The sequence below is a fragment of the Escherichia sp. KTE96 genome (assembly GCF_000408525.1).
GTDB classification, from domain to species: domain Bacteria; phylum Pseudomonadota; class Gammaproteobacteria; order Enterobacterales; family Enterobacteriaceae; genus Escherichia; species Escherichia marmotae.
In genome coordinates this window covers 546,947-561,096 of record NZ_KE137146.1, presented here as the reverse complement: position 1 = coordinate 561,096, position 14,150 = coordinate 546,947, and the positions used below count along the sequence as shown (strand labels likewise).

Sequence of the window (14,150 nt, the reverse complement as noted above, 5' to 3'; positions counted from 1 at the left end):
ACTACTCATCAGGCGACGAGCTGTTCCATGATACGTTGATACATACGGGCAAGTAGCTGCAGGTCGGCAGCATTGACGCATTCATTAATTTTATGAATGGTGGCATTGACCGGCCCGAGTTCCACCACCTGCGCCCCCATGCGGGCAATAAAGCGCCCATCGGACGTTCCGCCTGTGGTCAGTAGCTGCGGTTTAATTTCATTATAGTGCTCAACAGCGTTGACTACCGCATCGACCAGTTTACCGCGCGCGGTCAAAAATGGCTGTCCGGAAAGCCACCAGTCAACGGTGTAGCGTAGCTGATATTTTTCCAGTAACGCATGAACCTGCGCTTTGATCATTTCGTCTGTCAGTTCAGTACTGAAACGAAAGTTAAACTGTATAAACAGCTCACCCGGAATGACGTTATTACTGCCAGTACCCGCCTGAATATTGGCTACCTGCATACTGGTTGCCGGGAAAAATTCATTACCCTTATCCCACTCGATAGCCACTAACTCATTGAGGAAAGGTGCTGCGCGATGCACGGGGTTATCTGCAAGGTGTGGGTAGGCTACGTGTCCCTGCACGCCATGAATAGTAAGGTTACAGGTCAACGAGCCGCGACGGCCATTTTTCACTACATCACCGACAACTTCGATACTCGACGGTTCGCCAACCAGGCAGTAATCCAGCCGTTCACGACGCGCCATTAAGGTTTCAACCACTTTGACCGTGCCGTTGTGGGCGCTGGCCTCTTCGTCTGAGGTGATCAGAAACGCCAGTCGACCTTTATGGTTGGGATGTTGCGCGACAAAGCGTTCTGCCGCCACGACCATCGCCGCCAACGACCCTTTCATATCTGCCGCGCCGCGCCCGAATAACATACCATCACGAATGGTCGGTTCAAATGGTGGGTTGATCCAACGGTCGGCATCGCCAGGCGGTACAACGTCGGTATGTCCGGCAAAGGCTAACGTTTCTCCCTGTCCACGCCACGCCCAGAAATTCTGCGTATCCGCAAAGTCCATGCGTTCGACGGTAAAACCGATCGCCTGTAAACGTTCGATCATAATTGCCTGACACCCTGCGTCATCAGGACTTAAGGATGGGCGGCGAATAAGCTGCTGTGTCAGCTCAATAACCGGACACGACATAGACTACACCTCATGGAAAAATTGCTGATAACTGGATTCACTGAAACCCAGCAGCATAGGCTTCCCGGGCGCGCAGAGCAATGGGCGTTTGATAATTGCAGGCATTTCAGTCATTAATGCCGCAGCAGACGCCGCATCGGTGATTTTATTGCGAGTGATTTCGTCCAGTTTACGCCAGGTGGTGCCACGGGTGTTGAGTAACGCTTCCCAGCCTAATTCGTTGATAAATGAGTTCAGCAATTCACTGTCCAGACCATCAACACGGTAATCGTGAAAGCGAAAGTCAATGCTATTGGTTTCCAGCCAACGGCGGGCTTTTTTAATGGTGTCACAGTTTTTGATGCCGTAAAGGGTAACCATAATGAATCCTTTTGCGATTATTAAGAATAAATAATCATTTAACGGGCAATACATTTCCCCTGCAAATGATTGTCAGAGAATATAACATTATTAAGGTATTTCACTTAACAACTATTAAATAATTGTGAGCAGTTTGAACGCAATTATTAAGAATATTCCCCTAGGTATCTGTCTGTATTTCAAGCAGAATTGATTCAGTATTAGAATCCGTATGAATATGTTGAAATGTTGCTTTGCATCACATAAAAATCCCTGTCTCAGGGCCATAGTATTTACATAGGTTTTGCCCCGGAGGTAGTAATCACAGCAATCGAATAAATTAGCTTCACCACGGTATATTGTTTCCGTAGAATACCCATAATTATAAGAGAGGTTGTTATGATTGAACGTGAACTGGGGAACTGGAAAGACTTTATCGAAGTTATGCTTCGTAAGTAATTACCAGGACAAAAGGTAAAATGAAAGAACCTGATGAACAGGTTCTTTATCAGAAAGTTGAAAAAGGCGACACGTTGGCATGTCGCCTTTTTTATTGTTTATTCCGGCCGGGGTTTCAGCGGGAAGCGGCGACGTACCAGCACAAAGAATAGCGGTACGAAGTAAATTGCCAGAATGGTAGCGGAAATCATCCCCCCCATTACGCCAGTACCAACCGCATGTTGTCCGCCGGAGCCAGCACCGCTGCTGACTGCCATCGGCAGTACGCCGAAGACAAACGCCAGCGAGGTCATTAAAATCGGGCGTAAACGCTGGCGGCAGGCATAAAGCGTTGCTTCAAAAAGGTCGTGGCCTTTTTGATTCATCTCGTTAGCGAACTCGACAATCAGAATGGCGTTTTTCGCTGATAAACCAATGACCGTTAACAGTCCCACCTGGAAATAAACATCGTTTTCCAGCCCACGCATCCAGGTTGCCAGCAGCGCGCCGATAACCCCCAATGGCACGACCAGCATCACCGAGAACGGCACCGACCAGCTTTCGTACAGTGCTGCCAGACACAGGAACACGACCAGCAATGAAATCGCATACAGCGCCGGAGCCTGCGCGCCGGAAAGCCGTTCCTGATACGACATTGCCGTCCACTCCAGACCGAAGCCGTTCGGCAATTGCTGAACTAACGATTCCATAATATCCATTGCAGTACCGGTACTGACGCCCGGCGCAGCTTCCCCGACAATCTCTACCGCGGAATAACCGTTATAGCGTTCCTGACGCGGCGAACCTGTTTCCCAGCGGGAGGTCGCGAAGGCAGAGAAAGGCACCATGCCGCCGTCTTTGTTACGCACATACCACAGATTGATGTCATCTGGCAGCATGCGATACGGCGCGGCAGCCTGCACATAGACTTTCTTCACGCGACCGCGATCCATAAAGTCATTTACATAGCTCGAACCCCACGCGGTTTGCAGCGTGTCGTTAATATCGTCAATGGCAACGCCCAGCGCCTGGGCTTTACGTTGGTCGATATCAATCTGCAACTGCGGACTGTCATCAAGACCATTATGGCGCACACGGGTTAATTCCGGGTTTTCTGCCGCCAGCGCCAGTAACTGGTTACGTGCTGCCATTAGCGCATCGTGACCCGCCCCGGCGTGGTCCTGCAACTCCATATCAAAACCCGCAGAACTGCCAAGACCGCTAATTGCTGGCGGGCTGCTGGCAATAACTCGGGCTTCTTTAATCTTATTAAATTCTTTCGTTGCACGTTCGATAATGGCAAACGAGGTGCCGGTTTTACTGTCGCGTTCGCTCCAGTCTTTCAGGCGGATAAACATCCGCGCCACGTTTTGGCCGTTGCCGCCAGGGCCAGAACCGACCGTGGCAAACACCGACGTGATGTTGTCTTTCTCATGAGTGAAGTAATACTTCTCGATCTGTTCCACCACTTTCAGGGTTTGTTGCTGGGTCGAGCCGCTGGGCAACTGCACCGAGGTGGTGAACATACCACGGTCTTCCAGTGGCAGGAACGACGTTGGCAGACGCAGGAACAGAAACACCATGCCGCCAAGTAGCAGGACATAAATCACAATCCAGCGCAGGCTGCGGTGGAGAATTTTCGCCACCCCTTTTTCGTAGCGTTCGGCGTTGCGGTTGAACATCTGGTTAAACCAGGCAAAAAAGCCTTTCTGCCCGTGATGCTCACCTTTTTTCAGTGGCTTAAGTAGCGTGGCGCACAGTGCCGGAGTGAGAATCATCGCCACCAGTACCGACAGCACCATCGCCGCAACAATAGTGATGGAGAACTGGCGATAGATAGCCCCGGTGGTGCCGCCGAAGAAGGCCATTGGCACAAAAACAGCCGAAAGCACCATCGCAATCCCGACCAGCGCGCCCTGGATCTGACTCATCGATTTCCGCGTCGCCTCGCGGGGCGAAAGTCCGTCTTCGCTCATAATACGTTCGACGTTTTCCACCACCACGATGGCGTCATCCACCAGCAGGCCGATCGCCAGCACCATCGCGAACATGGTTAAGGTGTTGACGCTGTAACCGAAGGCGTAAAGCACGGAGAAGGTTCCCATCAACACTACCGGTACGGCGATAGTCGGAATCAGCGTGGCACGGAAGTTTTGCAGGAACAGGTACATGACGAGGAAAACCAGTGCGATAGCTTCCAGCAGAGTTTTCACCACGTCTTCAATGGAGGCCTTAACAAACGAGGTGGTTTCATATGCCACCTTGTACTCCAGTCCGGGGGGGAAATACTGCGCCAGTTCATCCAGACGGTTGAGCACCAGCTCCGCCGTTGCCATTTCGTTCGCGCCGGAGGCCAGTTTTACTCCCAGACCCGAGGCTGGCTTACCATTAAAGCGGCTAAGATAATCATATTTCTCCGCTCCCATTTCGACGGTGGCGACATCGCCCAGCCTTACTTCTGAACCGTCCTGATTCACCCGCAAGGTGATATCACGGAACTGTTCAGGCGTTTGCAACAGCGACTGAGCGTTAATGGTGGCATTTAGCGCCTGTTTATCAACAGAAGGTGTTCCGCCAAGTTGCCCAACCGCAATCTGCGCATTCTGCGACTCAATGGCATCAGTGACATCTTTGGCGGTCATCTGGAAACTGTTCAGTTTTGCCGGATCAAGCCAGATACGCATCGAATACTGCGAACCGTAAGCGTCAATATCACCAACGCCATTAACACGGCTTAACGGATCCTGAATATTACTGGCAACATAATCGGCAATATCCTGTTTATCCATTGAACCATCAGTAGAGACGAAGGCAATGGTCAGAATGTTGGTATCGCCGGTTTTACGTACCGTTACGCCCTGATTTTGCACCGCCTGGGGGAGTTTACGCATGGCTGATTGCAACTGGTTTTGCACCTGTTGCACTGCTTCGTCCGGGTCTGTGCCTGCTTTAAAACTGAGCGTCACCGACGCCTGGCCGGTGCCGCTGCTTTGTGACGACATATACATCAGGTTATCGAGGCCAGTCATATTCTGCTCAATAACCTGGGTCACGGTGTTTTCCAGCGTCTGGGCCGACGCGCCAGGATAGTTAGCCGTTACTCGCACATTAGGGGGGGCGAGATCCGGGTATTGTTCAACAGGTAATGAAAAAATCGCCAGGGTTCCTGTCAGACACAACAGGATTGCCAGTACCCAGGCAAAAATGGGGCGATCAATAAAGAAATTCGCCATTAAAAGAGGACCTCGTGTTTCTGCGTATCGTTATGGGCATACCTTGCTTCACTGTAGCGGCAAGGTACGAGCCAATCGTGGAGAAAAAAAGGAGATAATGTAAATTATCAGCACTCGGTAGCAAAGTTTGCATAAGCGTAAAGTAACGGCAGCTATCTCTTTCCATTGCGGTGCATGAACGGAATGTTTTTCTAATTTGTTGAATTTTTGATAAAAAATACAGCGATTTTTTATTTTGATATCGCAAGGAAGAGCATCATTCGAACCCTGTCAGCGAAAACTCACCTTTACAAATGTAAAGCCGCAGCAGGATGTTAACAAAATTTCTTCTTAACGGAATCGTTGCCCGGCATCGTTTTTCCCGGAGAGCTTGCAAAAAGCGGATATTTCGTTTGTCTGGTTCCATATCAATAAGCGAGGAAACTGCTCGTTTTTGCTGACGCTCATCAACATACTAAACACTATTTTATGACTTCTGCTAATAATCATATGAATATATAGAGATATTAAATCGATGTCATGTATGATTCTTGTATTTTGTTCGTGTGGAATTATTTTTGATATCTATTGTTTTATACGAATATGACTTGCTCTCTATCTTATTAATTAACGTCGGGTATCTTTTTCCTCTATGGTTCTTAAAATGAGAAGACCATTTTTTTGGTTGAAAATCATATGCTAAGTGATGTGGTAAATATTCTTAGCTTTCTGAGAAAGTATTTTAATCATCTTGGTAGGTACACCGTGAACTATTCTTCATATGGATCGATCTGTTTTATAGATCGATTTTCATTTATCGATCTATAAAAACTATATGACTTTATTTAAATAAACTGTCACTATTTTTAATATCTATTTCATGGAGGGTGTGTCGCTCCGGATGAACTATTGTCAATAAAATATATTGGCATGGTTTGCAATGGTTTTTTATTAACTTTTGCATTACATGTGTTTATGTTTATTTAGTGTAATTAATTGATTTTATTGATATTTTTTTATTGATGCGAAACGTTTTAAAGACTGTTTGGGCACCTTGTTTCAGGCAGGCTAACAGTAGTCCACTATTAACTAGTGAACGGTAGATGAAGATGTAATATGGAAGTGATTAATCACTAACTTGTCGATAATAATGATTTTACGTTGTTGGTTAAATATCAGCAACGGTGGCGTGTTATCGCCAAAAATAAAAAAACTTTACTCTGATGAATGTTTTTGGATGTTTTTCAATACTTGTTATGGGTAAGGGGGGTATTGCGCCAAATTTTATTAAATTATATTGCGCGCAATATGTGTTTATTACCAGAGCATTGGGATAAAAAGTTCTCTGTTGTGAAAATCATAATCGGTGAGTTTGTTTCTTTCCTCAAAATAAGGCGCTTTATTGAACTTTAATTAAAAAGGAATTTTACAGTGAGTAATGATGATACCCTTGTAGGTACTAAAGCGTTGCAGCAATCTTTTGCTAATGCGCCTTATGTTCCCACTCAAAAATCCCTGCACGGCATTCGCTACGATTTCAACGATGGTGCGCGCATCAAACTCCCTCCGGGTAACTGGCTGGTTAATTTAATCGACGACGCTTCCGGCAATGTTTTATTTACCTGTCAGTCCAGTGAAGGCTGGGTATTGAGCGGTAAAAAGTACTTTGTTGATTTTCGTATTCAGGTTTTTAAGGCGGATGAATCCACGCCGGTGCTGGATGTCGAGCAGGATCTGCGAGACAAGTCTGTCATTATTCATTTCCCCACCGGAACGTTAGGCGATCTCCTTGGCTGGTTTCCATATGCCGAACGTTTTCGCCAGCAGCATCAGTGTCAACTGGAGTGCGTGATGGGAGCAGAAATTATCGAACTGCTCCACGAACAGTACCCTGAAATACAGTTCTCCACCCGCGAAACCATTAAAACCCATAACCCCTACGCCAGCTACCGCATAGGGTTGTACTTCGAAGGTAACGACACCCATCAGCCGCTGGATTTCCGTCAGGTCGGTTTTACCCGCATTGCAGGCTATATCCTCGGTGTCCCGCCGCAAGAAGAACCTCCCCGGCTGAAGCTCGACGCATCGCGCGTCATTGATGACCCCTACGTTTGTATCGCCACCCAGTCCTCTTGCCAGGCGAAATACTGGAACAATGGTTATGGCTGGTCGGAGGTGGTGGCAGAGCTGAAAACGTTGGGCTATCGGGTGCTGTGTATTGATAAGGAAGCACACTACGGCTCTGGTTTTGTCTGGAATCACATTCCCCACGGGGCGGAGGATTTTACCGGTGCGCTGCCGTTACAACAGCGGGTAGATCTCCTGCGCCACGCGGACTTTTTTGTCGGTCTGAGCAGTGGCCTGAGTTGGCTGGCGTGGGGGTGTCACATCCCGGTGGTGTTGATTAGTGGTTTTACCGATCCGCAAAGCGAGTTCTATACCCCGTGGCGGGTATTCAACTCACACGGCTGCCACGGCTGCTGGGATGACGTAAGCATCGATTTTGACCAGGAAGATTTTTTGTGGTGTCCGCGGCACAAGGGCACTGACCGACAGTACGAATGCTCTCGACTCATAACTGGTCAGCAAGTTAACCGCATTATCCGCCAGCTTCATCAAACCCTAAGCGACGAACGCGCCGCCCTTAGCCTAAAGGACTAATTCATGAATAAAACCCATAACATTGTCTGGAGTGTGGCACGAAATATGTATGTCGTCGCCTCCGAATTTTCGCGTGGCGACAGCCGGATGAAAACGCAGGTGAAGACGGTGGCGACAATGGTATTGTTGGCGTTAAGCCCGCTTGATGCGCAAGCGGTGTTTACGCCAGACGTGACGGATGAAACGGTCGCGGGGGAGGCAGGGGAAAAAGGCTCGCAGCATAACACCTATGTTAACGGTAGCCTCCTGGTTGTTGGAACGGGTAATACTCTGGGGAGCGGCGGCGGGCTGGAGCTGGCGTCAGGCGCGACCTTTGACCTGAATGGTATGAGCCAGAGTTTCGATTATCTGTACAGCGATGTCGGCAGCACGCTGAACCTTGATGGCGGCGAGCTGACTCTCGGACGCGACAGCGGCTACAGTTCCAGAATATCGGGGATAGTTACCGGCAGTGGTTTGCTGGATATCTATGGTTCACTGGATATTTATGAGGAAAGCGATCTCAGCGGGCTGAGTGCGACAATCGATATCGAGCAGAATGCTGAGGTACATACCTGGAATGCGGCTCTCGGCACCGGGAGCATTGTGGTTGACGGCGTGTTATACATGGATGCATCCGCCGGCGATCTGAGTAACAACCTCAGCGGCAGTGGCGATATCTGGGCGATAAGCGCGCTCACCATCAGCGGCGAAAACGGCGATTTTGGCGGCACCTGGACCATCGACAGGGACAGCAGCCTTACCGTGGCGGATGTCCCGGTGTTGGGTACAGGTAATGTTGTTGATGGCGGCACTCTGTATCTCGGTGGCACTGAAGACTGGGCGCTGAACAGCGGCAACGTGATTAGTGACTACTACAACTACGACGGCGAGCAACACGTCGAGATAAACGCGGGTAAAGTGGTGAAACAGGACGCTAATATCATCACCATTGCGCACGCCAACACTTACAGCGGCGGCACGCTAATTGCCGAAGGCACGCTGAATGCCAGTGACGTTGGTGCGCTGGGGATGGGCGACGTGGATAACTACGCCATGCTGAACCTGAATGCGGCGGGAGAATACGTGCTGGCGAACCTGACGACATTTAGCGGCGGCACCACCACGCTGGCGGCGGGTTCAACGCTTAACACCGGCGTATTCACCCAGCAGGATGGCAGCGTTCTGAATATCAACCTTGGGGAAGACGCCAGTAGCCCAATCATCACCGCCGACAGCGCCTCGCTGGACGGTACGCTGAATATTACTGGGGTGGGTAATATTCAGGAGCCGCTCAGCCATGATCCCTACACCTTCACGCTGATCGACACCGATGGCACCATCAACGGCGACTTTGACGACCTGACCATCGCCGGAATGAAGACGAGAGCGATCGACTTCCTGACGGTCGCGGGTCGTATTAACCCCACGGATAACTCGCAGTACGAGCTCGCCACCTCGCTGTCCTGGTACGCAGATGAAAACAGTGCGGTCACAGATGCTCACGGAACCTTCACCCTGAGCGATCCCGATGGCAGCTTTACGCTGAACACCATACTGGCCGATGTTGCCCCGAACGACGCCACTCGCTGGGATGGTTCAACGCTGACCAAAGCGGGTGACGGCACGCTTATCCTGAAGGCGGCGAATACTTACAGCGGCAACACGCTCGTTAACGGTGGCACCCTGATTGCCGGAGTCGATAACTCGCTGGGTGAAGGGGGGGGGCTGGAGCTGGAATCTGGCTCCACCTTTGACCTGGATGGCATGAGCCAGAACCTTGAGTACGTATATGGCGATGTCGGGAGCACGCTGGATCTGGACGGAGGTAAATTGACTCTGGGAGGCGACAGCTATATGACCTCCTGGTTTAACGGCATCGTGACCGGCGGCGGCCTGCTGGATGTGTACGGCGATCTTATTATCGGGCAGACGAGCGATCTCAGCGGACTGAGTGCGACTATCGACATTGAGCAGTATGCCGTGGTGGAGGCTCAAACCCTGGAACTTGGCAGTGGGCGTATTGTGGCTGATGGCCTGCTGCTCATTGAATCCGCATCCGGTACTCTGGATAACAACATCAGCGGCAGCGGCGATGTCTGGAGCACAGGCGATACCACCCTCAGCGGTGACAATAGCGGGTTTAGCGGCTCCTGGACCCTCCGTAATTATGCCAGTTTCCGGGTGGCTGATGCTTCCGCGCTTGGCACGGGTAATGTCGTTGATGGCGGAACCCTGTATCTCGGCGGCACTGAAGACTGGGCGCTGAACAGCGGCAACGTGATTAGCGACTACTACAACTACGACGGCGAGCAACTCGTCGAGATGAACGCGGGTAAAGTGGTGAAACAGGGCGCTAACGCCATCACCATTGCGCATGCCAACACTTACAGCGGCGGCACGCTGATTGCCGAAGGCACGCTGAATGCCAGTGACGTTGGTGCGCTGGGGATGGGCGACGTAGATAACTACGCCATGCTGAATCTGAATGCGGCGGGAGAATATGTACTGGCGAACCTGACGACGTTTAGCGGCGGCACCACCTCGCTGGCGGCGAGCGCAACGCTCAGTACGACCGTGCTTGACCAGCAGGAGGGCAGCGTGCTGAGCATTGATTTAGGCGCGGATGCCAGTAGCCCAATCATTACCGCCGACAGCGTCAGCCTGAACGGCACGCTGAATATCACCGGGATTGGCAATATTCAGGATCCGCTTACCCATGCCCCTTACGCCTTCACGCTGATCGATGCCGACAGCGCCATTAGTGGGGACTTTGACGACCTGACCGTCGCCGGAATCGAAGCCAAAGAAACGGATTTCCTGACGGTTGACAGTCGTGTAGTACCCGCCGATAACTCGCAATACGAACTGACGGCGTCACTCTCCTGGTATGCGGATGAAAATAATGCGGCGACGGATGCGCACGGCATCTTTACCCTCAGCGATCCCGATGGCAGCTTTACGCTGAATACGGTGCTGGCGGATGTCGACCCGAACAGCGTGACTGGCTGGGATGGCAAAACGCTGACCAAAGCGGGTGACGGCACGTTGATCCTGAACACTGCTAACACTTACAGCGGTGAAACTCGCGTCACCGAAGGCACATTGTGGCTGACGGATACCGGAGTAATTGGCGTGCCGGATGCGTCTGGCCAGGGGGCTGTAAATGTTGACTCTGGTGCCACTTTCGGCGGCAGCGGCGTAGTGAACGGCGATGTCTACAACAGTGGCAAGATTGCTATGAGCCATGAAGGCGAAACGGGCAACACACTAACCATCAACGGTAACTACACTGGCGACAACGGTAATCTGTATTTCAACACGCAACTGGGCGACGACAGTTCACCAACCGATAAACTGGTCATCTCCGGTGATACTTCGGGTAACACGACGGTCTATGTTGCTAACGTCAATGGTAAAGGCGCACAGACGAAAAATGGTATTGAAGTGATCGATGTCGGCGGCCAGTCAGAAGGTGCCTTTACCCAGGGTAACCAGGTGCAGATTGGGCTGTATGAATACCGTCTGTATGAAGATGAAGGCGACTGGTATTTACGCTCACAATCCACCGTTCCACCGGAACCGGATGATAGTGGCGATGTCCCGGTAACGCCGCAATATCGCCCTGATATCGGCGCTTACCTCGGTAACCAGTGGATGGTGCGTAACCTGCAAATGCAGACGTTGTACGATCGCGAAGGTAGTCAGTACCATAATGAAGATGGCAGTGTCTGGATGCGTTTCAAGGCGGGTAATGCCGGGTCGCAGGCGGCTGACGGCAATGTTGATATCAACAACAACTATTCGCAGTTTCAGTTGGGCGGCGATATCCTAGCGTGGGATAACGACAGGCAGAGTCTGAAAGTCGGCGTGATGGCCAGTTACATCAACGCAGACACCGACAGCGAGGGTAATCGTGGCGCGGACGGCAGTCGGTTCAGCGCGACAGGTAATGTTGATGGCTACAATCTCGGAGTATATGCGACCTGGTTTGCTGATGCGCAAAACCATCAAGGGTTTTATGTCGATAGCTGGTATCAGTATGGCTTCTACAACAACAGCGTGAGTAACGGTGACGTAGGTTCTGAGGGTTATGACTCCACGGCACATGCCATCTCGCTGGAGACGGGCTACCGCCACGATATTGCGCTGAGTAACCAGAATACAGTGAGCCTGATACCACAGGCGCAGGCGACCTGGCAGAAGTATGATGCTGACAGCGTTATCGACAATAACGGCACTCGTATTGACGATCAGGATAGTGATAGCTGGACCACCCGTCTGGGGCTGCGTGTGGATGGTAAATTGCACAGGAACGCAACATCCATGATCCAACCATTTGCCGAAGTGAACTGGTTGTACACTAGCGGTGATGTTTCAGTTTCGTTCGATGGCGCGGAGATGAAACAGGATAGCCCGACTAACCGGGCGCAGGCGAAAGTAGGGATTCAGGTGAACCAGGACTGCCAGTGGAGTATTACTGGCCAGGTTGTTGGTGAGACAGGAAGCCATAACTATAACGATCTTAATGGCAGTCTGAACCTGCGTTACAGTTGGTAAAATACAGAGGGCTTACCCGGTGTTGTTTCGCCGCCGGGTAAGTAAATGTATCAGGCTTATATCAGTCGTAGAGCCTTATTTAAAGTCGGCTTATTTCGAGCATGGATGTCAAATAAGCTGGCTTTCCTCACCCTCCGCAGAGCGAAAGCTAATACTCACTAACGTGCCACCGCCAGAAGGTTGCGAAAAAGTCAGCGTACCACCCAGCCGTTCTGCACGCTCGCGCATGATATTCAGACCATAATGACCTTCGGGTTCTTTCGGTTCACCGATGCCGATACCGTTATCACGGATATAGACCGTGTGATTGCCGTCCGGCGCGGTGACGCAACTGACGGCAATTTCGCTGGCGTTGGCGTGCTTCATCGCATTCAGCACCGCCTCGCGAATAATTTGCAACAAATGCACTTGCATTTGTGCATCCAGCGCCAGGGTTGGCAGACGGCAGTCGAGCGTCAGTCTGGCACTGGTTTGGTTTTGCAACGCATCCAGCATTTCACGCAGCGCAGAGGGGAGATCCGCCTGCTGGAGTGTCAGACGGAAAGTGGTCAACAGCTCGCGCAACTGCCGATAAGCATCATTCAACGCCTGGGAAAAATCGGCCATGATACTTTGTGCGGTGGCGTTATTTTCCGGTATCGAACGCTTCAGTAATGTCAACTGGATACGTAAGTAAGAAAGCACCTGTGCCAGCGAGTCGTGCAACTCGCGGGCGATGGTTGCGCGTTCTTCCATCAACAGCAACTGCTGAAAATGCTTCTGCGCCTGATTAAAGTACAAACCACGACCCAGCATCGACGAAACGCTGTTAAGCAGCGGTTCTGACGCTGACACGTTACTATTTTGCCAGTGTAGTTCGCCATACACTGTCTCTTGCATGGTCACCGGCAAAATTTGCATCGGCAGTTCAGGGTTTGGCTTTCCTTCGCTAATCCGCCAGTTTTCACCAACGTTAAGCTCCAGGTAATCAGCCGCTTCATTGTCGCGAACAATCTGCAAAATATGACGGAAACAATGTACATCAATCTGGCTGGTATTTAGCGCCTGCGAGCATTGGTACAGCACTTCCAGACGGCGCTTCGCTTCGTGGAGATCGCGGGTTTTTTCTTCTACTGACGCCTCCAGCGAGCGGTACAACTTATGCAGCTCGCTCGACATCTGGTTAAAGGTTTTTGCAAGCAGCCCCAGTTCATTCGGCAGGCTGGTATCCAGTGGCGGTGAGTCGAACTGCCCGTGTTCAATACGCTGACTGGCGGTCACCAGATGATTCAGAGGGGCAACCACCTGATGGCGTATGCGGCGCAGAGTAAAAAAGACCAGCGTGAAAATACCGATGCCGCCAGCCAGAGAAATCGCCACCACCAGCAGCATTTTGCGTTCAGCGTAGTGCTGCAAAGCCAGCACGAACAGGTCTATCTGATTGACATAACTATTGATATTAGCCTGATACCACGGCAAATCGCCGTTAATGAGCCGGTTATTCATCTCCAGCCAGTTGGCATTTAAATGCGCATAGCGAGTTTTTACCGCTTCTGGCACATACCAGACGTTGAGATTGGTTAATACCGGTGAATGCAGTGCCTGCTGGAACAGTTGGCGATGCGCATTGAGCTGCGGGCTGCCGCGTTGCAGATCGTAACCCAAACGATAACTTTGCATACGTAGCGATCCGGCAATATTGATCGCTTCGGCATCGCGCAAACTGCTCGCCAAAGTTAGCAGAGCAATACCAGTGGAAAGGATCGACAGCAGCACAATGTAAAAAAAGGCCCGGGCCAGACTGGCCGAGACGGGTCGTTTGACAATCACACGCGTCTTCTCCACA

7 protein-coding genes are annotated in these 14,150 nt (G+C 51.0%); 3 read left to right on the top strand and 4 right to left on the bottom strand.

All coding sequences use genetic code 11. From position 1 onward, the window contains the following. Positions 1-8 precede the first annotated feature (8 nt). Entirely contained in the window at positions 9-1,136 is a 1,128-nt protein-coding gene (dapE, locus tag A1WG_RS18655) for a succinyl-diaminopimelate desuccinylase (protein WP_001277783.1), read from the bottom strand. Between the two features lie 3 nt (positions 1,137-1,139). Continuing rightward, the gene (locus A1WG_RS18660; RefSeq protein ID WP_000258263.1) at positions 1,140-1,496 is read right to left on the bottom strand and encodes an ArsC family reductase; all 357 of its coding nucleotides are present in this window, start codon (positions 1,494-1,496) and stop codon (positions 1,140-1,142) included. A 378-nt stretch (positions 1,497-1,874) separates the two neighbouring features. Here A1WG_RS18660 and ypfM point away from each other — a divergent pair, with 378 nt between their 5' ends. Continuing rightward, a complete protein-coding gene (gene ypfM, locus A1WG_RS24085) occupies positions 1,875-1,934 on the top strand; it encodes a protein YpfM (RefSeq protein WP_001386977.1) in 60 nt (19 codons plus the stop codon). A 98-nt stretch (positions 1,935-2,032) separates the two neighbouring features. On the opposite strand, the gene acrD is transcribed toward ypfM, so the two are convergent. Next, positions 2,033-5,146 carry a multidrug efflux RND transporter permease AcrD gene (gene acrD, locus A1WG_RS18665; protein ID WP_001516857.1) on the bottom strand — a complete coding sequence of 1,038 codons (3,114 nt, stop codon included), beginning with the start codon at positions 5,144-5,146 and terminating at the stop codon, positions 2,033-2,035. A gap of 1,410 nt (positions 5,147-6,556) precedes the next feature. On the opposite strand from acrD, the gene A1WG_RS18670 reads away from it, so the two are divergent. Together A1WG_RS18670 and A1WG_RS18675 are read left to right on the top strand one after the other, a co-directional pair. Continuing rightward, positions 6,557-7,786 (top strand): autotransporter strand-loop-strand O-heptosyltransferase, encoded by a 1,230-nt coding sequence (locus A1WG_RS18670; protein ID WP_001516856.1) that lies wholly within the window; start codon positions 6,557-6,559, stop codon positions 7,784-7,786. 3 nt (positions 7,787-7,789) lie between these two features. Further along, a complete protein-coding gene (locus A1WG_RS18675) occupies positions 7,790-12,325 on the top strand; it encodes an autotransporter outer membrane beta-barrel domain-containing protein (protein ID WP_001516855.1) in 4,536 nt (1,511 codons plus the stop codon). A gap of 108 nt (positions 12,326-12,433) precedes the next feature. Here the strand turns inward: A1WG_RS18675 and narQ are convergent, their stop codons facing one another. Beyond that, entirely contained in the window at positions 12,434-14,134 is a 1,701-nt protein-coding gene (gene narQ, locus A1WG_RS18680; RefSeq protein ID WP_001516854.1) for a nitrate/nitrite two-component system sensor histidine kinase NarQ, read from the bottom strand. Between the last annotated feature and the right edge of the window lie 16 nt (positions 14,135-14,150).

Coding starts and splice junctions, on each gene's coding strand:
- dapE (WP_001277783.1), bottom strand. CDS start 1,136: ATGTCGTGTCCGGTTATTGAGCTGACACAGCAGCTTATTCGCCGCCCA.
- A1WG_RS18660 (WP_000258263.1), bottom strand. CDS start 1,496: ATGGTTACCCTTTACGGCATCAAAAACTGTGACACCATTAAAAAAGCC.
- acrD (WP_001516857.1), bottom strand. CDS start 5,146: ATGGCGAATTTCTTTATTGATCGCCCCATTTTTGCCTGGGTACTGGCA.
- A1WG_RS18675 (WP_001516855.1), top strand. CDS start 7,790: ATGAATAAAACCCATAACATTGTCTGGAGTGTGGCACGAAATATGTAT.